The organism is Methylobacterium sp. 142-1Y, assembly GCF_057747795.1.
Genome location: NZ_CM173224.1, coordinates 5,738,638 through 5,759,405, shown reverse-complemented (window position 1 = coordinate 5,759,405; position 20,768 = coordinate 5,738,638). Strand labels below are relative to the sequence as shown.

General features: G+C 71.4%; 21 protein-coding genes. 3 read left to right on the top strand and 18 right to left on the bottom strand.

Translation table 11 applies throughout. The features are described from left to right. Window positions 1–13: 13 nt before the first annotated feature. The 7 genes from nadC to AC3AOF_RS26435 form a co-directional block, all read right to left on the bottom strand. Window positions 14–877 carry a carboxylating nicotinate-nucleotide diphosphorylase gene (gene nadC / locus AC3AOF_RS26465; protein WP_488346950.1) on the bottom strand — a complete coding sequence of 288 codons (864 nt, stop codon included), beginning with the start codon at window positions 875–877 and terminating at the stop codon, window positions 14–16. Beyond that, complete coding sequence (locus AC3AOF_RS26460; protein WP_488346949.1) at window positions 874–2,385, bottom strand: L-aspartate oxidase; 1,512 nt, start codon at window positions 2,383–2,385, stop codon at window positions 874–876. The genes nadC and AC3AOF_RS26460 overlap by 4 nt, the downstream gene beginning before the upstream one ends. Beyond that, a complete protein-coding gene (gene nadA, locus AC3AOF_RS26455) occupies window positions 2,382–3,380 on the bottom strand; it encodes a quinolinate synthase NadA (RefSeq protein WP_488346948.1) in 999 nt (332 codons plus the stop codon). The genes AC3AOF_RS26460 and nadA overlap by 4 nt, the downstream gene beginning before the upstream one ends. A 134-nt stretch (window positions 3,381–3,514) precedes the next feature. Further along, complete coding sequence (locus AC3AOF_RS26450; protein WP_236988038.1) at window positions 3,515–4,459, bottom strand: NUDIX hydrolase; 945 nt, start codon at window positions 4,457–4,459, stop codon at window positions 3,515–3,517. A gap of 65 nt (window positions 4,460–4,524) precedes the next feature. Continuing rightward, entirely contained in the window at window positions 4,525–5,334 is an 810-nt protein-coding gene (locus AC3AOF_RS26445) for an IclR family transcriptional regulator (RefSeq protein ID WP_488346947.1), read from the bottom strand. Between the two features lie 26 nt (window positions 5,335–5,360). After that, window positions 5,361–6,086, bottom strand: coding sequence for an SDR family NAD(P)-dependent oxidoreductase (locus AC3AOF_RS26440; protein ID WP_236988040.1), 726 nt, complete (start codon window positions 6,084–6,086; stop codon window positions 5,361–5,363). Further along, window positions 6,083–7,402 carry an MFS transporter gene (locus AC3AOF_RS26435; protein ID WP_236988041.1) on the bottom strand — a complete coding sequence of 440 codons (1,320 nt, stop codon included), beginning with the start codon at window positions 7,400–7,402 and terminating at the stop codon, window positions 6,083–6,085. Before AC3AOF_RS26435 ends, AC3AOF_RS26440 begins: the two co-directional genes overlap by 4 nt. Window positions 7,403–7,405: 3 nt before the next feature. Here AC3AOF_RS26435 and AC3AOF_RS26430 point away from each other — a divergent pair, with 3 nt between their 5' ends. After that, window positions 7,406–7,609 carry a hypothetical protein gene (locus AC3AOF_RS26430; RefSeq protein WP_488346946.1) on the top strand — a complete coding sequence of 68 codons (204 nt, stop codon included), beginning with the start codon at window positions 7,406–7,408 and terminating at the stop codon, window positions 7,607–7,609. A gap of 141 nt (window positions 7,610–7,750) precedes the next feature. On the opposite strand, the gene AC3AOF_RS26425 is transcribed toward AC3AOF_RS26430, so the two are convergent. From AC3AOF_RS26425 to AC3AOF_RS26405, 5 genes are all read right to left on the bottom strand, one after another. Beyond that, complete coding sequence (locus tag AC3AOF_RS26425; protein ID WP_488346945.1) at window positions 7,751–8,308, bottom strand: 2,4'-dihydroxyacetophenone dioxygenase family protein; 558 nt, start codon at window positions 8,306–8,308, stop codon at window positions 7,751–7,753. 476 nt (window positions 8,309–8,784) lie between these two features. Further along, window positions 8,785–9,573, bottom strand: a complete 789-nt coding sequence (locus AC3AOF_RS26420; RefSeq protein WP_236988044.1) for a Crp/Fnr family transcriptional regulator — start codon at window positions 9,571–9,573, stop codon at window positions 8,785–8,787. Window positions 9,574–10,634: 1,061 nt separating this feature from the next. Then, window positions 10,635–11,372: a NepR family anti-sigma factor gene (locus AC3AOF_RS26415; protein WP_236988045.1), complete on the bottom strand. Its 738-nt coding sequence runs from the start codon at window positions 11,370–11,372 to the stop codon at window positions 10,635–10,637. 138 nt (window positions 11,373–11,510) lie between these two features. Continuing rightward, complete coding sequence (locus tag AC3AOF_RS26410) at window positions 11,511–11,882, bottom strand: CsbD family protein (protein WP_236988046.1); 372 nt, start codon at window positions 11,880–11,882, stop codon at window positions 11,511–11,513. A 142-nt stretch (window positions 11,883–12,024) separates the two neighbouring features. Then, entirely contained in the window at window positions 12,025–12,228 is a 204-nt protein-coding gene (locus tag AC3AOF_RS26405) for a CsbD family protein (protein ID WP_048430992.1), read from the bottom strand. Between the two features lie 167 nt (window positions 12,229–12,395). Between AC3AOF_RS26405 and AC3AOF_RS26400 the strand changes: the two genes are divergently transcribed. Then, window positions 12,396–13,643, top strand: coding sequence for an Hsp70 family protein (locus tag AC3AOF_RS26400; RefSeq protein WP_488346944.1), 1,248 nt, complete (start codon window positions 12,396–12,398; stop codon window positions 13,641–13,643). A 3-nt stretch (window positions 13,644–13,646) separates the two neighbouring features. Here the strand turns inward: AC3AOF_RS26400 and AC3AOF_RS26395 are convergent, their stop codons facing one another. From AC3AOF_RS26395 to AC3AOF_RS26375, 5 genes are all read right to left on the bottom strand, one after another. Next, complete coding sequence (locus AC3AOF_RS26395) at window positions 13,647–14,591, bottom strand: ABC transporter substrate-binding protein (protein ID WP_488346943.1); 945 nt, start codon at window positions 14,589–14,591, stop codon at window positions 13,647–13,649. Window positions 14,592–14,599: 8 nt separating this feature from the next. Then, the gene (locus AC3AOF_RS26390; RefSeq protein WP_442919220.1) at window positions 14,600–15,694 is read right to left on the bottom strand and encodes an LLM class flavin-dependent oxidoreductase; all 1,095 of its coding nucleotides are present in this window, start codon (window positions 15,692–15,694) and stop codon (window positions 14,600–14,602) included. A gap of 14 nt (window positions 15,695–15,708) precedes the next feature. Next, window positions 15,709–16,869 carry an acyl-CoA dehydrogenase family protein gene (locus tag AC3AOF_RS26385; RefSeq protein ID WP_442919341.1) on the bottom strand — a complete coding sequence of 387 codons (1,161 nt, stop codon included), beginning with the start codon at window positions 16,867–16,869 and terminating at the stop codon, window positions 15,709–15,711. A gap of 386 nt (window positions 16,870–17,255) precedes the next feature. Continuing rightward, window positions 17,256–17,654 carry a nuclear transport factor 2 family protein gene (locus tag AC3AOF_RS26380; protein ID WP_236988051.1) on the bottom strand — a complete coding sequence of 133 codons (399 nt, stop codon included), beginning with the start codon at window positions 17,652–17,654 and terminating at the stop codon, window positions 17,256–17,258. A gap of 272 nt (window positions 17,655–17,926) precedes the next feature. Further along, a complete protein-coding gene (locus AC3AOF_RS26375) occupies window positions 17,927–18,649 on the bottom strand; it encodes an SDR family oxidoreductase (protein ID WP_236988052.1) in 723 nt (240 codons plus the stop codon). Window positions 18,650–18,754: 105 nt separating this feature from the next. Here AC3AOF_RS26375 and AC3AOF_RS26370 point away from each other — a divergent pair, with 105 nt between their 5' ends. Then, on the top strand, window positions 18,755–19,720 hold the full coding sequence (locus tag AC3AOF_RS26370; RefSeq protein ID WP_488346942.1) for a LysR family transcriptional regulator: 966 nt from the start codon (window positions 18,755–18,757) through the stop codon (window positions 19,718–19,720). Between the two features lie 236 nt (window positions 19,721–19,956). On the opposite strand, the gene AC3AOF_RS26365 is transcribed toward AC3AOF_RS26370, so the two are convergent. Then, complete coding sequence (locus AC3AOF_RS26365; RefSeq protein ID WP_488346941.1) at window positions 19,957–20,751, bottom strand: nucleotidyltransferase domain-containing protein; 795 nt, start codon at window positions 20,749–20,751, stop codon at window positions 19,957–19,959. Window positions 20,752–20,768: the final 17 nt, after the last annotated feature.

Genomic DNA, 20,768 nt, shown 5'->3' with positions numbered 1-20,768 from the left:
CCCGGACAGACTCTCACGCCACGTCGAGGCCGAGATCGACGATCGGGGCGCTGTGGGTGATCCAGCCGGTCGAGATCAGGTCGACCCCGGAGGCCGCGACGGCACCGACCGTCTCGCGGGAGATCCGGCCGGACGCCTCGCTCACCGCCCGCCCGTCGATCATCGCCACCGCCCGGCTCAAGGTCTCGGGGCTCATGTTGTCGAGGAGCACGGCGTCGGCGCCGACCGCCAGGGCCTCGTCGAGCTGCGCCAGGGTGTCGACCTCGACCTCGATCTTCACGAGATGCCCGATACCCGCCCGGGCCCGCCGGATCGCCGGGGCGACGCCGCCCGCCACCGCGACGTGGTTGTCCTTGATCAGCACCGCGTCGTCGAGGCCGAAGCGGTGGTTCGCCCCGCCGCCGGCGCGCACCGCGTGCTTCTCCAGGCTGCGCAGGCCCGGCGTGGTCTTGCGGGTGCAGACGATGCGCGCCTTGCCGTGCGGGCGGGCCGCCTCGACCAGCGAGGCGGTGGCGGTCGCCACCCCGGAGAGCCGGCAGAGCAGGTTGAGGGCGACGCGCTCGGCCGAGAGGATCGCCCGGGCCGGCCCGTCGAGGGCGATCACCGCCTCGCCCGGGGCGATCGGGCTGCCGTCCGGCCGCAGCACCCGGACCCGGATTGCCGGGTCGAGGAGTTCGAAGGCGAGCAGGGCGGTCAGCGTGCCCGCCACGATGCCGGACTGGCGGGCGACGATGGCGCCGGAGAACCGCGCCTCGGCCGGGACGATGCTGTCGGTGGTGAGGTCGCCGGCCCGGCCGAGATCCTCCAGGAGGGCGGACCGGACGATCGGCTCGACCATCAGGCGCGGCAGGGGCGGAACAAGGGTGGCGTCGGTCATGGGACGTCCTGGAGAAGGGCGGGTCGGGGAGCCGAGTCCGCGACGGACAGGACCTGGGACAGGGTGATCTCGGTGTGCCGCGGGACGCGCTGTTCCGGGTGGTCGGCCCGCCAATGGGCGCCGCGGCTCTCCCGGCGCTCGAGGGCGGCGGCGGCGACGAGAAGGCCGGCCACCGCCTCGGCCGATCCGGCCTGGGCCAGGGCGGCGAGGCGCCGGACCGTCCGCGCGAGCCCCGCCTCGTGGCGGACCAGCCCGACCTCCGTCTCCATCAGGGTGCGGATCTCCGGCAGGGCGTCCGGCCTGGAGCAGGGGAGCGGTCCGGAGACCCGCCCGATGCCGGCGGGGGCCGTGGCCTGGATGTCCGCCGCGATTCCGGGCGCGAAGGCCATCGCCTCGAGGAGCGAGTTGCTGGCGAGGCGGTTCGCCCCGTGCAGCCCGGTGCCGGCGACCTCGCCGCAGGCCCAGAGGCCCGGGAGCGAGGACCGCCCGCGCCCGTCCACCCGTATCCCGCCCATGTGGTAATGGGCCGCCGGCCGCACCGGGATCGGCTGCAAGGCCGGGTCGAGACCGGCCGCCCGGCACAAGGACGCCACCGTCGGGAAGCGCCGCGCCACGTCGAGGCGGCGTGCATCGAGGAAGACCGGCTCGCCGCGGGAGGTCCGCGCCGCGATGGCCCGGGCGACCACGTCCCGCGGCGCCAGCTCGGCCCCGGCGATGCCCGCCATCACCCGGCCCCCCGCGGCATCGATCAGGATCGCGCCCTCGCCGCGCAGGGCCTCGGTGGCGAGCGGCAGGGGGCCTTCCGTCCGGGTCGCGATCGCCGTCGGGTGGAACTGCACGAACTCGACGTCGCGGAGAACCGCGCCGGCCCGGGCCGCCAGGGCGAGGCCGGAGCCGACCGCGCCGGCCGGATTCGTGGTCGTCCGGTAGAGCCCGCCGAGGCCGCCCGTCGCCAGCACCACGGCGCGCGCCGGCAGGGGGAGGGGACCGCTGGCGGTGTCGGCGACGAGGCCGGTCACCCGGTCTGCCGCGTCCTGCATCAGGGCGGAGGCCCGCCCGACCACGATCGCGATCGACGGCGCGGCCGCCGCGGCCCGGGCGAGCACCCGCAGGACCGCCGCGCCGGTGGCGTCGCCCCCGGCCTTCACGATCCGGCGCCGGCCATGAGCCGCTTCGAGACCGAGCGCCAGCCCACCATCCGGCCCGCGATCGAAGGCGAGGCCGAGACCGGTGAGCCAGTCCACCAGGCCGGGCCCGGCCTCGGCGACGCGGCGCGCCACCTCCGGATCGCTCAGGCCCGCCCCGGCGGCGAGGGTGTCGGCGGCGTGCAGGGCGGGATCGTCGTCACGGCCGATCGCCGCCGCGATTCCGCCCTGTGCCCAGGCCGTCGCGGTCTCCTCGCCGAGGGGCGCGGCCGTGACCAGCGTGACGGGGAGGGGCGCGAGCCGCAGGGCCGTGGCGAGGCCGGCGACGCCGGCCCCCACCACGACGACGCGATCCCGGCTCACGGCCGCACCGCCAGCATGCGCTCGACCGCGCGGCGGGCCGGCGCGATCAGGTCGTCGGGCACCGTGACCTCGTGGGTCATCGTCTCCAGGCTGCGCCGGATCTTGCCCAAGCTCATCCGCTTCATATGCGGGCAGAGGTTGCACGGCTTGACGAACGCGACGTCCGGATTGCGGACCGCCAGGTTGTCGGCCATCGCGCATTCGGTGATCAGCACCACCTGCGCCGGCCGGCGGGTCTCGACGTAATCCTGCATCGCCGCCGTCGAGCCGGAGAAATCGGCCTCGGCCACGACGGCGGGCGGGCATTCCGGATGGGCGAGCACGGTCACGCCCGGATAGGCCTCGCGCGCCTCGCGGATATCCGCCGCGGTGAAGCGCTCGTGCACCTCGCAATGGCCGGCCCAGGTCAGGATCTCGATATGGGGCAATTCGGCCTGGACGTTCTGCGCCAGGTACTCGTCGGGGATCATCAGCACCCGGTCGGTGCCGAGGGATTCGACCACGGCCTTCGCGTTGCCAGAGGTGCAGCAGAGATCGGATTCGGCCTTCACGGCGGCGGACGTATTGACGTAGGTCACCACCGGCACACCGGGATAGCGGCGCCGCAGGGCCCGGACATCGGCCGCGGTGATCGAATCCGCCAGTGAGCAGCCGGCCGCCGGATCCGGGATCAGCACGGTCTTGCCGGGATTCAGGATTTTCGCCGTCTCGGCCATGAAGTGCACGCCGGCGAGCACGATCACGTCGGCATCGGTGCGCGCCGCCTCGCGGGCCAAAGCCAGGCTGTCGCCGACGATGTCCGCCACGGTGTGGAAGATCTCCGGCGCCTGGTAGTTGTGGGCCAGCACCACGGCGTTGCGCTCGCGCTTGAGCGCCCGGATCGCCGCCACGTCGCCGGCGAGCGCCGGCCACTCGATCGCCGGCACGTGGTGGCGCACCCGCGCATAGAGCTCCGCTTCCGGCAGTGCGGCTGCCCCTCCGGTCATCGCGTTCATTCCGGCCTCCCAAGATATGCTCATAATGAGCATTTACCCGGCTAGGCTATTTCGGCGCTTCGGTCCTGTCCAGATATGCTTCATGTGAGCATAAGTGCGGCATGCCGCCACGCTTTGCGGTCCAGGCGCTCCGTTCAGGCGAGGCGACCGGCCGACAGGCGCAGGCCCGGGGCGGGGCGTTCCAGCAGCACCTCCCGGCGGAACCGCATCAGCCGGGCGGGCCGCCCGCCGGTCTCGGCGGTGATCGCGTCGGTCTCCTCGACGAGGCCCTGCTGGGCGACGAGGCGACGAAAGTTCTGCTTGTGCAGGAGGATGCCCGATAGGGCCTCGACCACGCGCTGGAGCTGGCCGAGGGTGAAGGCGGGCGGCATCACCTCGAACACCACCGGCCGGTACTTGATCTTGCCGCGCAGGCGCCCGAGCGCCGTGGCGAGCATGCGGCGGTGATCGAGGGCCATGGCCCGGCCGGCGAGGGCATCGGCGGCGCCGGCCTCCGGCACGAGGCCGGCCTCGAACAGCAATTCGTAGCGCTCCAGCACCCGCTCCTCGTTCCAGCCGCTCCCGGCGCTCCCGAAGGTCAGGCCGATCCGGTCGAGGCGGCGGCGCTGCTCCTCCGGGTCGGGCGTGGCGGCGGCCCAGGCTTCCAGCCGGGTCTGGAGCGCGTCGAGGGCGGGCGGACGCCCGGCGCGCCAGTCCTCGTAGGGGAAGTAGCGGTACCAGCATTGCCAGGCCGAATCGGCCGCGGGCCGCGCCTCGCGCACCAGGGCCAGGTAGGCGACCGAGAGGGCGTGCCGGCCGCCATCGCCCGTCCCCGGCCGGCGGTTGCGGTCGCCGAAGGTGTAGAGCTGCTCGACATAGCCGAGGGTCTGGCCGGTCTGGCGCTCGACCCAGGCGCGCAGGCCCCGCTCCAGCGTCGGGTGGGCCGGTTCCAGCGGGCCGGCGGGGAGGCCCTCTTCCCGGCCCTCGGGCTGGCCGGCCACCGGCACGGTAAGCACCCGCGGCTCGTCGAGCGTCGCCGCCAGGATCACGGCGGCAAGGCCCACCAGGGGGAACGCCATGCCCGGCTCCGCCTCGGTCATCTCCGGTCATCCCCTGCGATCCGCCGGGGCCTTAGCATGGCTTGCCGCGGATGCCAGACCGGTTGTCAGCGCTCTGCGTTCGGATGTCCGACGCCGGCGACCCTCGCCACGCCCTCGGCGCAGGTCCGCATCGCCCGTAAAACCGTCTCGGCCGGCAGGGACTCGAACCGGTAGCGCGGCAGGCTGACGCTGATGCAGCCGAGCACCCTGCCCCCGGCGCCCCGCAGGGCCCGGCCGTAGCAGCAGATGTCGAGCTCGTTCTCCTGCAGGTCGAGGGAATGGCCGCGCTCCCGCGTCTCGGCGATGGCGCGGCGCAGACGCTCGCGGTCGGTGAGGCTGTGGGGCGTGCGCGCCGGCAGGGCGAGCCGGTCCAGCACGGAGGCGAGTTCGGCTTCGGGCAGGGTGGCGAGCCAGGCCTTGCCGACGGCACTCGTATGCAGCGACACCCGGGTGCCGATGCGCGAGGCCATGCGCACGGTGCGGTGGCTCTCGAGCTTGTCGATATAGACCATCTCGCCGAAATCCGGCACCGCGAGATGCACCGTCTCGTCGAGGTCGTCGCGCAGGCGGGCGAGCGGCTCCCGCGCCGCCTGGCGCAGGAGCGAGCCGTCGAAGGCGCGGAAGGCCAGGCTGACGAGGCGCGGGCCGAGGCGCAACGCCCCGTCCTCGTCGGTCAGCAGGCCTTCCGCCACCAGGGCGGCGGCGATGCGGTGCACCGTCGGCCGTGGCAGAGCCGTGTCCCGGGTCAGGCGGGCCACCGTCGCGTCGTCGGGAGCGTCCGCCACCGCCTGGAGCACCCGCATGAACTTGCCGAAGGCGGCAGTGCCCGGCACGTCGGGGCGAAGGAGCGCCCGCGCGTCGTCGTCGGAACCCATGCGGGACTGGATCCTCTCCCGTGACCTCAAGCGACGAGGTAGCCGCCATCGACCGGCAGCACCACCCCGGTCATGAAGGCGGCGGCCGGGCTCGCCAGGAAGGTCACCGCTGCCGCGACATCGGCGGGCGTGCCCCAGCGGCCGAGCGGCGTGCGCGACAGGATCGGCCCCGCCCGGGCCGGATCGTCCTGGAGCGCCTGCGTCAGGGGCGTGGCGATCCAGCCCGGGGCCACCGCGTTCACCCGGATGCGATCCGGCGCGTACGCGATGGCGAGGGACTTCGTCAGCTGCGCCACGCCGCCCTTGCTGGCGCTGTAGGCCGGCACCAGCCCGCCGCCGAAGAACGACAGCATCGAGGCGGTGTTGACGATTGCACCGCCGGTCTCCGCCAGCTTCGGGCGCGCGGCGGTGCAGACCCGCATCGTGCCGGTGAGGTTCACCGCCAGCACTTCCTCGAACACCTCCGGCCGGTGCTCGTCGCCGCGCCGGATGATGCCGGCGCAATTGACCACGATGTCGAGCCGGGAGCACGCCCCGACCAGGGCGGCGACGGCCTCGCCGTCGGTGACGTCGAGCTCGTGCGCGGTGAGCGCGAGGTCTTTGGGGATCGCGTAGGCCGCGGCACCGATCCCGGCGGCGTGGACCCGGGCGCCGAGGCGTGCGAGCGCCTCGGCGATGCCGGCGCCGATGCCCGAGGTGGCGCCGGTGACGAGGGCGGTGCGGCCCTGAAGCAGATCGGGAAGGAAGGTCATGCCGTACGCTCGCTGCGGATCAGGGTCTCGCCGCCTTCGAGGGGTTTCCGCACCAGGACGATGTAGGCGACAGCCGCCAGCACCGCGACCGCGGCGGCGGCGAGCAGCGCGTTGACGTAGGAGCCGGTGCCCTGGACGATGTAGCCGGTGATCACCGGCGCGAACGACCCGGCGAAGTAGCCGCCGAAATTCTGGATGCTGCCGAGCGAGGCGACCTGGCGCTTGGGCACCGCGACGCTCACCATCATCCAGGCGGCCCCGCTCGCCATGTTGATGAAGAACATCGCCAGGCAGATATAGACTACGGCCATCGTCACGCTCGGGGTATAGGCCGCCGGCACCGTGAAGGCGCCGCCGCCGAGCAACCCGACGCAGACCGGCCATTTGCGGCTGGCGACGATGCCGGCGCCGCGGGCGAGCAGCCGGTCGGCGGCCTGGCCGGCACAGAGCATGCCCAGCGTGCCGAACACGTAGGGAATCGCCACCACCCAGCCGGTGCGGGCGACGCTCAGGCCCCGCTCGTGCTCGAGATAGGAGGGCAGCCAGGTCAGGTAGAGCCAGACCATGTAGATGACGCCCATGAAGCCCAGGATCATGCCCCAGGTGGTGGCGTGCGCAAACAGCCCCCGCCACTCCGAGAAGGTCATCTGCCGGGCCGGCGGCTCGGGGGCCGCCCCTTCGTCGAGATGGGCATTCTCCTGCGGCGTCAGCGCCACCTCGGCCCTGTTGCGGTAGACGAGGTACCAGCCGACCGCCACCACGATGCCGACGAGACCGGTGACGACGAACATCCAGCGCCAGCCGAGCCCCAGCATCATCGCGGTCAGGAGCGGCGGGGCGATGCAGGGCCCGATGCAGGACGAGGCGACGAAGATGCCGGTCGGCGTGCCGCGCTCGCGAACTGAGAACCATTCGCTCACCGTCTTGGCGCCGGCGGGAAATTGCGGTGCCTCGCCCAGGCCCAGCACGGCGCGCGCCAGCACGAATTGCTGGAAATTGGCGACGAAGCCGGAGACGAGCTGCGCCAGCGACCAGAAGAACATGCCGGCCCCCAGCATGATCCGCGAGCCGATCCGGTCGAGCAGCGCGCCGACCGGCAATTGCGAGAAGGCATAGGCCAGCGAGAAGGCCGAGAGCAGCCAGCCCATCTCGGCGGGGGAAAGGGCCATCTCGTCGCGGATCGCCGTGTTGGCGATCGAAAGCGCCGAGCGGTCGACGTAGTTGATGATGCCAGCGGCGGTCAGGAACGCGACGGCGATCCACTGGATGCGGCGCAGGCGCGGTGATTTGATGTATGTTGCAGTGCCGGACGACATCGCGTGCCGGTCCTCCCGGTAATCTTGATTTCAGTGTGTGGACCGCTTCACGATCGCGTTGCAATCGCGAAGCTCTCCAAGTCTTTGTTTGATCGTATTTTCTTCGACGAACCGGTGTCCACTTCGTCGGAAAATGCTCTGGCCGACCGCTCTGGCTTCAGCCTGCGACCTCATCCTGAGGTGCCGGCGATCGAAGATCGCGACTGAAAGGAGCCTCGAAGGAGGGCTCCAGGGATCGCGAGACGTCGGGAGCCCTCCTTCGAGGCCAGTCGATTTTCAATCGACCGACACCGCAGGATGCGGTCATGGGCGGGATGGCCAGCTCCGGTCGGAACGCGGACAGCCGCTTCAGCGGATGAACCGATCGACGTAATCCGCCCCCAGCCCCACCGCCTCGTAATGCGCCCGGCACAGGTCGATCTTGGTGAAGACGTCCTCGTAGCCGGTATGCCGGCCCCACGGATCGACGTAGTACATGCAGCCGTTGACCTGGAAATAGGTGATCATCTCCTCGACGCCCTCGTCGACCACGAGGGTGTGGGTCTCGCCCGGCGGCTCGAAGGCGTAGGCGCCCTCGCTCGCGACCCAGTCGTGCTCCAGGTAGCGCCAGCTGCCCTTGAGCACGAAGGCGTGGACCGGGCCGGGATGGCGGTGGCGACTGAGGATGCCGGCCTTGCGGACCTTGAGCAGGTTCATCCAGTAGCCGGCCGAGACGTTCAGGCAGAGCGGCCGGAACCACACGCTCTCGGCCTGCGGCACCCAGATCCGGTCGTCCTCGGGAATGGCCGGCGCCACCACGAGGTCGGGCCGGATCTCCGCCGGCTGCGGATTCTGGTAGGGCATTCGCCGCAGCGCCGCGGCGTCGAGCCCGGCGGCGGGATCGGCCGCCGGTGGGGCAGCACTCATGACATCCTCCCGATATCCATATTGTGGACATTTTGTCCGTGATGTGGATGGTCGAGGAGGTGAGCCGCCCTGTCAAACCTTGGCCGCTGCATGGCAGCGTTGCAGTGATACGAAATCCGGAAGATCACTTCCGGATTTCGTATCACCAGCCCGCGCGGCGCGTGAGCGAAGCCGATTTCCGCATCGCGAAGCGATCAGTCGGAAATCGTATGAGACGCAGTCCGCCGCGCCCGATCGGTTGGCGCGGGAGGTGTGCCATCGTGATCGGTATGTCAGGCTCGAGCGTTCCGCCCGAGCCCGGCGGTCATACCGACGGTCGTTGAAAACGATCGTTGGTTCCGTTCTCGAATTTTCGCCAAGCCCGAGGTCCCGGACTTCCGGGCTTGGTGTCGAAAATTCGAGATGGGTCGACGGCCCCGTCGATCTCGGGCTTGGCCGAGATCGAATCGATGCGTCGGCGTCTTGGGCCGTTGGTATCAGTCGTGCGCCCGGGTCGGATCGACCGCCACGATGGCGCCGTTCTCGGCGTAGATCGCCCCGAGCACGGAGCGGAAATGGTTCCGGACCTTGCCGTAGCACTCGCAGGCGGCGTGCTCGGCCTGGGCCCGGTCCAGGATCGTGATCTGGCCGCGGCGCACCGAGATCAGGCCCCGGCGCTGCAACGATCCGATCACGCCGGTGAGGTAGGTGCGGCGCACGCCGAGCATCTCGGCGAGCATCTCCTGCGTCACCGGCAGGACCGGGGTGCCGAGCCGGTCCTGGAAGGTCAGGAGCCAGCGCAGGCACCGCTCCTCGATCGGGTGGACGGCGTTGCAGGCCACCGATTGCAGCACCTGGGCGAGCAGGCAATCGGCGTAGCGCACGAACAGGTCGCGCAAGGACGGGGAGGCAGCCCGGGCCCGGGTCAGCCGCTCGGCGTCGAGGCGCAGCACCTCGCCGGCGACCTGCACCACCGCCTCGCTGAAGGCCGGCAGGTAGCCGTGGCTGACGACGCCGCCGACCGCGCCCTCGTGCCCCACCGTCGCGGTCTCGACCATCCGTCCGTCGCGCATGCGCGAGACCAGTGTCACGGTGGTCTGGTTCAGCGGGAACGTCACGTGCGACACGTCCTCGCCGGCGCGAAACAGCACCGTGCCGCGGCTCCGCTGCGCCCGCTCGAGATAAGGCGCCAGAAGGGCGCGGTCGCCCGCATCGAGGGCTTCGAGCAGGAGGTTGCCCTCGAAAAGACCGGTCTCGGGGGACCGCGACTCGTCCGGCGCATTCAACGTCGTCGTCTCCGGAAAATTCGGCGGCCCGCTGTGGAATCGGGCCGAGGGCGGCAATGCCCGAAATTGGCAAAAGCTGCGCGAGCCGGCGCAGTGCGCAGACTCGCGGCGGGGACGAGCCTGCCTTTGGTCTAACGGTGCGTCACCCCCGTGTCTGTCGTATTTCTGACATTGCGGGTGCGATTCCGGCTTATGCCGATCAGCCAAACGGTGATCTCGCACCGCCAAATATACTGTCCCGCACTATAATCGGAGACGTGTTCGAGAGACGCGACGCTTCCGCGACAAGCCTGGATTTAACCCATGTATCAAGTTTTTGCAATCATTTTCTTTATTAGCGCAGGGATGATCTCTTAGTCAACTCACAGTTTGTCACTAATTTTTTCCAGTCAACCTAAAGTCATTGTATTCAAGCAATCGGGACAATGCAGGAAGGTATGGTGTGCAAATATATGGAGCGCAATGCGATCGATCTGTTTCGCCCGTGGGGGCGCAAGCGAGCGGCCGCGGAATTGTCGAAGCATTTCATCGGCCTGCGCGGCAAATTCCGGTTTCGATGCGACGCTGCGGCAGGGGGGGCGGGCTTTCGGCTGCGGCGAGGTGACGGGCATCGTCTGCGCGGATCGGCAGGGCTTCGATACGTTCGCCGTTCGTCCCGCAGGCGGAGACAGGGGCTGTCGCGCCTGCTGTCCTGAGATCGTCGCGAGCGATCGTCGTCGGGGCACCACCCATGGGACGGCTCATTGCGTCATGCGGGGCTGCATGCACGGCGCGTGATCCGATGTCCGGACCCCGGATCACCAACCAGCGTGGTGAAGCGGTCAGCTTCACACGCCTGAGCGAAGCCGATTTCCCGCGTCGCGACCGTGAATGCGCGGCAATTGCCGCGCGATCACCGGAGAATTGTATGAGACGAACGGATGAACGATGCCCGCTCGCCCGGCGGCCCCGTGCGGGATCGCCCGATCGCGATCGCATTCCCCAAGGGGCACTCTCGCGACAAGCGCGGCCCGCCGCGCGGCCTCGATCGAGAGCCCGGACGTCCTCGCGGGTCGAGCCCGTCAACCGTCGAGCGCGACCGCGCCGGCATGCCCCATCGCCGAGCGGGTCAGCCGGTCGGCCCCGAGCTCACCGCCGGAATAGCCGAGGAGTTCCGCCAGCTTGTCGCGGGCGCGGCAGACCCGGCTCTTCACCGTGCCGACCTTGCACTGCATCAACTCGGCGGCGTCCTCGTAGGACAGGTCGCCGACCGCGACCAGCATCAGAGCCTCGCGCTGCTCGGCCACCAGCTTGTTGAGCGCGGCCTGGAGATCCTGCACGTCGAGGCGGTCGCCCTGGTTGGGGGCGGAGGTCAGGCGAGCCGAGTACACGCCCTCGCCATCCTCGACCTCGCGGGAGCGCTTGCGGTGCTCCGAGTAGAAGGCGTTGCGCATGATCGTGAACAGCCAGGCGCTGAGATTGGTGCCGGACTCGAACCGGTCGCGGTTCTGCCAGGCCTTCAGCATCGTGTCCTGCACCAGATCGTCGGCCCGGGCCGGGTTGGCGGTCAGGGTCAGGGCGAAGCGGCGGAGCGCCGGCGCCGCCGCGAGCAGGTCCTCCCGGAACCGGTCTTCCTTCGGTGCCCCGAGCGCCGCGAGCGCCAGGTCCAGCCGCGAGAGCAGGTCCGCGAAGGCGGCGGGCGCCGCCTCGTCCTCGACCGCCGCGTAATGGGCGCGAAGCCGCTCGCCCAGGTGCTCCTGCACCGAGTGGGGCAGGGCCGGGGCGGTCTTCGGAAGGCCGGGGGGCTGGCTCTGGGTCATCGGGTCGTTCGGCTCGCACTGGATCGTGCCCAAGCTAGACCATAAGCAACCCGGAGGCGAGGCCGAACCCGACCCGGCATCGATGCAGCGCAACAAAGAGGCCGCCGCGTGGCCGCGGCGGCACTCCGGAGCCGCTCCCTAGCGGCGGCCCTTCAGCAGCCAGCCGGCGACGAAGGCGAGGCCGGCTACGGCAACCAGCGTCTCGGTCGGGTGCGACTCGGCCCGGCGCAGGGCGGCACGGCCGCGGTGGCGCGCCTCGCCGTAGATCTCGCGCCCGCGCTCGTAGGCGTCGCGGCCGCGCGTCTCGATCTCGCGGGCGAGGGCCGCACCGTCATGCGACAGGTCCTCGGCGACCTCCCGGCCGCGGCCATAGGCGTATTGGGCGCCGCCGATCACCTGGTTCAGGGCGCCTTCCGCCTGCGGCCGGGCGCGGCCGGCGACGGCGCCGAGCGCGGTCTGGCCGCGGCCCTTGAGGTGGCGCAATCCACCCTCGATCTGGTCCCTGTTCATCGCGGTCTCCTTTTCCGAAAAGACAGGACAAGCACTCCAAAAAACAAAGGGCCGGCCCCTCGCGCATCTCGCGAGAAACCGGCCCGATCGTTCGCAGGGTCGGGCCGGCTTCAGCCCGCCCGCCCGACGATCAAATCCTGGATCAGAGCTTGCTCTTCACCGTGTCGGCGGCATTCTTGATGCCGTCCTTGACGTCGCCGGTGGTCTTCTGGGCCTCGCCCTTCAGCTCCTGGGCCTTGCCCTCGGCCTGCAGCTTGTCGTTGCCGGTGGCGCTGCCGATGCCCTGCTTGATGTTGCCGACGGCCTCGTTGGCGAGACCCTTGATCTTGTCGGTGGTGCTGCTCATGGGAAGCTCCTCGTCTCGTGCAGTTCAGCGACTGCTCAGGTCTGAAGAACCGCCGAGGCGGCGCCTTGTTCCGCAGCGACAGACGCCGAATCCGCCCGCGGGCTGGACCGGGGCGGCGGAACCCGCTAGGTCGCGCGCCCTCCCTTGAGCTCCGGCAGAGATTCGGCATGGCGGCCTGCGGCCTCGATTTCGGCACTTCGAACACCACCCTCGGCCTGATCGGGGCCGGCGGGCTCGCGCTGGCGCCGCTGGAGGGCGAGGCGGTCACGATCCCGAGCGCGATCTTCTTCCCGCCGGCCGGCGACGAGGTGATCGGCCGGGCCGCCATGGCGGCCTATGTCGAGGGCGATCCCGGGCGGCTGATGCGCAGCCTCAAATCGGTGCTCGGCTCCTCGCTCCTCGACGAGACCACCCCGGTCGGGCGGCGGCGGCTGTCGTTCCGGGCGGTCATCGCCCGCTACCTCGCCGCCGTGAAGGCGCGGGCGGAGAGCCAAGCCGGCGAGGCGCTGACCCAGGTGGTCCACGGCCGCCCGGTCCACTTCGTCGACGGCGATCCGGACGGCGACCGTCGGGCCGAGGAGGCGCTCGCCGGCATCGCCCGGGAGGTCGGCTTCACTCAGGTGTCGTTCCAATACGAGCCGATCGCCGCGGCGCTCGACTACGAGCGCGGGCTCGACCGCGAGGAGGTGGCGCTGATCGCCGATATCGGCGGCGGCACCTCGGACTTCTCGGTGGTGCGCCTGAGCCCCGAGCGGCACCGGGCGGTGGAGCGGGCCGGCGACATCCTGGCCAATGACGGCGTGCGGATCGGCGGCACCGATTTCGACCGCACGCTCAGCGTCGGCGAGGTGATGCCGCTTCTCGGCCTCGGCAGCCCGATGCGGCGGCCTGGTCTCGACGTACCGTCATCCTATTACCACGACCTCGCCACCTGGTCGCAGATCAACCGGCTCTACGACGGCAAGACCCTGCGCGAGCTGCGCTCGCTCCGCCGCGACGTGGCGCGTCCCGAACTCATCGACCGCCTCGCCGCGGTGATCGAGGCCGAGCGCGGCCACACCCTGGCGATGGAGGTCGAGGAGGCCAAGATCGCCCTGTCGGAGGTCGAGCGGGTCGGCCTGCCGCTCGCTTGGGTCGAGCCGGGCCTCACGGCCGAGATCGACCGCCCCGACCTCGCCCGCCATTCCGCCGACCTCGCCCGGCGCATCGGCGCCTGCATCGCGCGCTGCCTGCGCGACGCCGCCGTGAAGCCCTCGGAGATCGACGCCCTGTTCCTCACCGGCGGCTCGACCCGCCTCGCCCCGGTCCGCGAGGCGATCCTGGCGGCGGCCCCCGAGGCACGGGTGGTCGAGGGCGACACCTTCGGCTCGGTCGGCCTCGGGCTGACGGTGGAGGCGGCGCGGCGCTACGGGTGACCCTTACTGCGTCGCCGCCGCGCCGGCCCGGGTCGCCGCGTTGAACGAGGCGTCGAACACGCCGGGCGCCGCGAGCGGCCGCGGGATCAGCCCGGCGCGGTGATAGAGGTCGGCGACGCGCTGCTCGTCGGCGATCACGCTCGCGTCGATCGGCACCGGGCGGATGTCGGCCCGGCGGAACCAGGCGAGCGGCACCGCCTCGGGCAGGCCGATCAGCGCCGACCAGCGTTTGGCGAAGGCCTCCGGGTTCGCCGTGCCCCAGACCCGTGCCCGGGCGAGCCGCCGCACGAAGTCCTCGAGCGCTGCGCGCTTCGAGGCGATGGCATCGTCGCGGGCGACCTGGAAGGTCAGGCCCGGGGTGAGCCCAGCTCCATCGGCGACGATGCGGGCCCGGCCCGAGGTCTCGAGTTGCGAGGTGTAGGGCTCCCAGGTCGCCCAGGCCTCGACCGCGCCGGAGGTGAGCGCCATCTGGGCATCGGCCGGCGGCAGAAACGACAAAGCGAGATCGCCCTTGCTCCAGCCGGCACGCTCAGCTTGTGCCAGGACGAGCATGTGGCCGATCGAGCCGCGCCCGGTGGCGATACGCTTGTCCTTCAGGTCGGCGAAGCGCGTCACCGCCGAATCCGGCCGCACCAGCACGGCGAGGCCGGCCTGGTTCTGGCGGATGGCGAAGATCGCCTTGATCGGCGCCCCCGCGGCCGCCGCGAAGGTGAAGGGAGCGTCCCCGGCGATGCCGGTGTCGATCGCCCCGGCATTGAGCGCTTCGAGCAGCGGCGCGGCGGCGGCGAATTCGCGCCAGTCGATCCGGTAGGGCAGGCCGTCGAGGACGCCCGCCGCCTCCATCAGGGCGCGCGAGCCGCCCTTCTGGTCGCCGACCCGCAGGACGGTCTCGGCATGGAGGGGGAGGGCGGTGAGGACGAGGGCGAGAAGAGCCAGAATCTTGCGCATGATCGGCATCACGCGGCGGCCGGGCGGCGGGACGGCGCGCCGGCGAGATGCCGGAAGGCCGGGATCAGCTCGCGCCCGTACTGCACCGCATCCTCCAGCGGATCGAAGCCGCGGATCAGGAAGGTCGTCACCCCGAGAGCATGGTATTCGTGCAGGGCCTCCGCCACCTGCTCGGGCGTGCCGACGAGCGCCGTGGAATTGCCCTGCGCCCCGGTCTCGGCGGCGATCGCCGTGTAGAGCCGTCCTTCGGGCCGGTCTCCTTGAGCCGCGGCGGCGAGCAGCCGGCGCGAGCCCTCGTTCTGCGGGACCGCCGCGGGCCCGAGGCCGCGGGCGGCGCGCAAGGCCCTGGTGTGCTTCAGGATGTCCTCCGCCCGGGCCCAGGCGGCCGCTTCCGTGGCCGCCAGGATCGGCCGGAACGACAGGCTGAAGCGGATTTTTTCCTCGCGCCCATGCGCCCGGGCGGCGGCGCGCACCCGGGCGATCGTCTCGCGCACCTGCGCCTTCGTCTCGCCCCAGAGGGCGTAGGTGTCGGCGTGCCGGCCGGCGACCGCGATGGCCGCGTCCGACGAGCCGCCGAAATAGACCGGCAGGTGCGGCTGCCGCACCGGCTTCACCGCCGAGAACGCCTTGGCGACGCGGTAGTATCGCCCGTCGTAGTCGAACGGCTCGGGGCTGGTCCAGGACGCCTTGACGATGTCGAGATATTCCCGGGTCCGGTCGTAGCGCTCGTCCTTGGTGAGGGCATCGCCGTCCTGCGCCAGCTCGGCGTCGTTGCCGCCGGTGATGATGTGGACGGCCGCGCGTCCGTCGGTGATCTGGTCGAGGGTGGCGAGCTGGCGCGCCGCCACGGTCGGCGCCTGGAAGCCCGGGCGGTGCGCGATCATCAGGCCGATCCGCTCGGTCACCGAGGCGACGTACTGCGCCAGCGCGAAACTGTCCGGTGCGGTCGAGTGGAAGGCGATCAGCACCCGGTCGAATCCGCCATGCTCGTGCGCCTGCGCCGCCGCCCGGAGATAGGCCCGGTCGACGACCGGCCCGGTGGGCGCATGGATCTCCGACCCGTATTGGGCTCCGACGAAGCCGATGAAGTTCACGTCCGGCATGGACACATCTCCTCTCAGCCCAGGACCGCGCGCCCGGCCGCCAGCCGGACCGCGTCGCCCTGGGGGGTATGGATGCGCGCGCACAGCACGTCGCGCAGGTGGCGTTCGAGTGGGTTCCTTCGCGACAATCCGGGATTGCCCACGAGCGCGACCGCGCCCTGCACCACCCCGATCGCGTTCTCGGTGACGGTGAGCTTGATCAGCCCGCTCTCCGTGGCGGAGGGCGGCGCGCCCGCGTCGGTCTCGGCGGCGGCGCTGCGCAGGAGCCGGCGGTTGACGGACAGCAGGCGCTCGTTCTCGCCGAAAGCCTCCTGGAACCTGGCCAAGCTCGCCAGGGGCGCGCCGAGATTGGCCGGGGCCCGCTCGGCGAGGTGGGCGCACAGCCAGCCCTGCGCCGCCCGGGCGACGCCGTCGTAGAGGCTGGCGAGCAAGGTGGTGTTCCAGGCGAGCGTGATCGCGTCGGGCGTAGGCCCGGCGGCGGGCGGGCGCCAGTCGACGGCGTGGTCCTCCGGCACCAGGACCCCATCGAGCACCACGTCGTGGCTGCCGCTCGCCCGCAGGCCGAGATGGTCCCAGGTCTCCTCGATCCGCACGCCGGGTGCCGCCATCGGCACGACGACGAACCCGACCCGCGGCTCCGCCTCGTCGGTGCGGGCCCAGACCAGCCCGAAGGCGAGGATCGGCGCGCCCGTCGAGTAGATCTTGCGCCCCGTGACCCGCCACCCCTCCGGCACACGCCGCGCCACCGTCTCCGGCAGGCCGCCGCGGGCCGGCGAGCCGAGGGCCGGCTCGACCCGCAGCGCGTTGACGAAGGCCCCTTCGCGCAAGGCCGCCTGCTGCAGCCGCGCGGCGAGGTCCGCCGGCCAGTCCGCCCGGGCGATGGTCGCGTGGTGGACGTATTGCATCGCCAGGACGAGGCTCGCCGCCGGGTCGGCCTCGGCGAGGGTCCCGATGACGGCGCCGGCGACCGAAAGCCCGGCGCCGGGGCCGCCGCGGACCTCCGGCACCGTCAGGGCGGCAAGCCCCGCCTCGCGGATCGCCGCGAGGCTCTCATGCGCGAAGCGCCCCTCGCGATCCGCGGCGGCGGCGAGCGGCGCGAGGACGGGGACGAGGGCCCGCGCGGCGGCGATCGGATCGCAGTCTGCCGGGACGAGGCCGCGCAGCGGGGCCGTCATGCCCGAGGAGAGCCGGAGCGGATCCATCGAAACGGGATCATCGTCGCACTCCTTCCTGTGCCGGGCACGCCTTCGAATCGGAAATGTCGGCTTGGGGATGCAAGCATGCCGACACGAACTGAAATTTGATCTGAGATGACATGAACGTCAATCGGAATGATATTCCGCATTTTACGTGAATATGAGGAGCATTTTTTCTTAGATGTGCGAAATCAAGTGACGGAATTTCTGCCAGGCGATCGACCGTGATGGCGTCTTACTTCTGAATGGGACGGATGTCGGGCAGCAGGATCTCGCCGTGCCCGGATCCTCGGGCCGAGCCGCCGGAAGGGCCGCTCCGGCAGCCGTGACATCCGGGACCCGCAGTGCCGGAGGCGAGGCCGCCCTTACCCGGCCGGCGGGTCGAGCAGCACCCAGAGGCGCACGATCCTGCCGTCGGCGATCTCGGCCACGTCGGTTCCGGTGACCGCGACGGGTCCGCCCTCCGGACCGGCTTGCCATCGCAGGGCAGCCAGTCCGTGGTGCCCGACCGCCGCGCCGATCGGCGTGAACCGGAAGGTGGGCCCGAACTGATCCAGGAGCTTGCCGGCCACCGCGGCGATGGCGGCACGCCCCCGCACGATATCCGCCGGCTCGAACATGACCGGCTCGGCCACGAAGAGGTCGTCCATGGCCGCCGCCCGCCTGCCGGCGTCGCGCTCGTTGAAGACGCGCTCCAGGTTGGCGCGCAGCAGCCGGTCGTGGTCCGGCTCCCCCGCCGGTCGGGTCTCGATGGGATCGGGCATCGTTCGTCTCCGTCGGTCGCCGGCGTCGCGCCGGCCGTGTCGGTTCGCGGGCTGCATGGTCCGTGAGCAGAGCATTCGCAAGGTCGCGACGCGCGACAGGCGAGATATCCGCCATCCGCGGTCGAGGCGGCGCCCGTGACGAAGCCGGCCTCCGGCCCGCTCAGGAAGGCTGCGAGCGCGGCGATCCCGGTGTCCTGGCCCCTACGTCCGAGCGCGATCGGCAGCCGGCCGCCATCCCGCCCGCCGGGCGGGGCGTGAAGGGGCTCTGCCGGTCAGACGAGACGGGCGCCGCCGTCGACGTGCAGGGTCTCGCCGGTCATGAAGCCGTTGCTCATCAGGAAGACCACCGCCGCACCCGCCTCCTCGGCCGTGCCGAGACGGCGCTGCGGCAGCCTCTCGGTGAGCGCGGCGACGTACGCGTCGCGGTTCGCGCCGAGCGTGCGGGCCAGGAGCGGGGTGTCGGTGGTGCCCGGCGACAGGGTGTTCACCCGCACCGGCGCCAGTTCGAGGGCGAGGCCGCGGGCGAGGGCCTCCATCGCGGCCGAGGCGGCGGCCAGCACGGCGGTGCCGTGGGCGTTGGGGCGGTCGGCCAGGGCCCCGGAGACGAGGGTGACGGAGCCGTCCCGGGCCAGCCGGTCGCCGAGAGCGCGCAGGGCGTGCACCGCGGCCCAGATCCGCTCGTCGAAGGCACGCTTCAGGTGATCGACCTCGGCCTCCAGGATCTTGCCGGCGACGAAGGTGCCGGCGAGCAGCACGAGATGATCGACCCGGCGGAGATCCGCGAGCCCTGCCGCGATGGTCTCGGGCCGGGTCACGTCCGCGGCGCGCCAGCCGGCAAAGCCGTTCTCCGCCGCGACGCGCTCGGCGCCCTCGGCATGGGAGCCGACCACGACGACCTTCGCGCCCGCCGCCATGGCCTGCCGGGCCGCCGCGAGACCGATGCCGGAGGTGCCGCCGAAGACGACGATGGTGCGGTCCTGAAGGGTGCTGCTCACGTCGACGGTCCTTCCCGACGGCGCCGGTGTCGCGCCGATGGAAGGAGAATGGCTATGCGCCCGCATCTTGATAATCGAGCCGACAATCGCTTCAGTCATGCCGTCATGGAACAGATCGGCCTCGACCGTCTCACCGGCCTCGTCGCCTTCGCGCGGGCCGCCTCGCTCGGCAGCTTCACGGCGGCGGCGCGCTCGCTCGGGATCTCGCCCTCCGCGGTCAGCAAGAGCGTGCAGCGGCTGGAGGAGCGGCTGGGCGTGAGCCTGTTCACCAGGACCACGCGCTCGCTGACGCTGACGCCCGAAGGCCGCGACCTGCACGAGCGGGCGCTGCGGCTCCTGCGCGAGGCCGAGGCGATCGAGCAGGCTGCCGCGGCGGCGCGCTCCGAGCCGGCCGGGACCCTGAAGGTGACGGCGCCGCTCCCGGTGGGCGTGCACCTTCTCGCGCCCGCGCTGCCGCGGTTCCGCGAGCGCTACCCGAGGCTGTCGATCGACCTGCGCCTGGGCGACCGTTTCGCGGACCTGATCGAGGAGGGCATCGACGTCGCGATCCGGGTGGGCGAACTGTCCGATTCCCGCCTGATCTCGCGCCGCCTCGCGCCGCACCGGGTCTGCGCGTTCGCGTCGCCGGGCTACCTGGCACGGCGCGGCGTCCCCGAGCATCCGGACGACCTCGTCCGCCACGAGTGCGTGACCTTCCGCTTCCAGAGTACCGGCCAGGAACTGCGCTGGCCCTTCCGCATCGGCGGCTGCACGGTCGAAGTCACGCCGAGGGCCGGCATCGTCACGGATTTCAGCGATGCCGTCGCGGCGATCCTGGTGGCGGGCGGCGGCATCGGGATCTCGCCGACCTACATCGCCGCGCCCCATGTCGAGCGGGGAGAGTTGGTGCCCGTCCTGCGGGCCTTCGCGGTCGAGCGGTCCGTCTTCGCCGCTTTGTGGCCGGAAAGCCGGCGTGCCAACCCGAACGTGAGGGCGTTCCTGGGCTTTCTCGACGAGATTTTTCCGGCGCCGGCGCCGTGGGACGGGATGCTCGCCCCGCCCGTCGCGAAAGGCGAGGCCGACCCGGACTGATGCTGACGGCCGTCGGGGACGCCTCGGTCTTTACGCTACTTCGCTATCCCCCCGGAGCCGACCCCGCCTGCGAGCCAGCCCGCCGCCCAGGCCCCGCAAGTCCGCGTGCGGATCGCCGCCGTCAGGTCGGGATGCGGAGGCGGGTACGCCGAGGCCGGCGGCGGGCGCCTGGTCGCAGGAAATGGGTCGGGCCGCCTGCGGGAAGAGCAGCGCCGGACATCGCCGCTCGCCAAACGTCATCGGGCCTTCCGCGGAGGATCGCGTTCCGGAGCAACCGGCTCCTCGCCGACGCGCCATGACGAGGGCGCGGCGCGGCAATCGCCATCGAAGCAGGCGCCTCCATGCGGGGCCAGTTCCACTTCTGCGAGCGCGATGACAGGGCCGGTGTCGCCACGAATGAGCAGTGCCGAGAAGGCGTCCTCGAACCGTCCCGCCAGATCGGCATCCATCGCCCCGAGAAGACGCGGCGCCCATTTGCCGGTGCCGTTCCAGCGCCCTCGTCCGCGCAACGCGAGTTCGACCAGCTTGGGATAAAGCATGGCCCCGATCGCCGTCCTCTCGCTCGCGGTTCGCTCGCCGCGGAGATCGTCGATCGCATCCGTGATCTCGTAGCGCAGCATGGTCAACGCAGCAGGCGACAGGGGCGGCGGCCCCTCGGCCAGGCGCTCCACGATGCCGGCGCGCAATGCCTCGGCCCGTTCCTGCGCGCCGCCGATGATCCTGCCTTCGGCGATCATGGTGAGGATCACGGGGCGTCCGTGCGCCACGTCGTCGTCGACGAACCAGGCCAATGTTTCGCGATCGTGGACGAAGGCCTCGATCGGCACGCCCTCGACGATGAAGGATTCCCGCCGCGCCGATTCGAGGTGATCGAAGACGACGACCAGATCGATGTCGGAGAGATAAGTGCCCTCACCGCGCATGATGGAGCCCGCCACATAGGCGAAGGCCGCTCCTCCATAGCGGGCATGGAAGACGGTTTCGGCAATCCGCAAGGCCTCGGCGGGCGTCGGGCAGGTCGGGGTCTCCATGCGGAAGACCCTACGTC